Annotated in this window: 1 protein-coding gene; it reads right to left on the bottom strand. The window is 64.0% G+C overall.

All coding sequences use genetic code 11. The features are described 5' to 3' along the window. Positions 1-17: 17 nt before the first annotated feature. The coding region (locus QR64_RS23055; RefSeq protein ID WP_039587466.1) for an ISL3 family transposase at positions 18-336 on the bottom strand (319 nt) is incomplete at its 5' end.

Here is a 336-nt window from a genome sequence, read left to right as displayed (position 1 = left end):
AACTGGCCCTTCCGGATTTAGAGTGCGTTGATTCGTGCCTGGACTTGGCCGGAGTGGATGAGTGATCGCAGGATGTAGTGGCCGAGATTGCGGAAGCCCAGAGCGATTCCGCGCAGGTGCTCGAGTCTTCCGTTGATGGCCTCGACCGGGCCGTTGGAGGCGCCGACATCGAAGTACGCCAAGATCTCCCGGTGCCGCTTCCACAGCGACCGACCCAGCTGCGCGAGCTCCGGGAGTTCCTTGGGTACCCCGGCCCGGATCGATTTGAGGAGTTTGTACATCGCGATCTTGCCCTCGCGGCGCCCGGAGGCCTCGTAGGCGGCGATGAGCCGCTGG

It is taken from the genome of Rhodococcus sp. Chr-9, from assembly GCF_000801125.1.
Lineage (GTDB): Bacteria > Actinomycetota > Actinomycetes > Mycobacteriales > Mycobacteriaceae > Rhodococcus > Rhodococcus pyridinivorans.
This window is presented reverse-complemented; position numbering and strand designations above follow the sequence as displayed.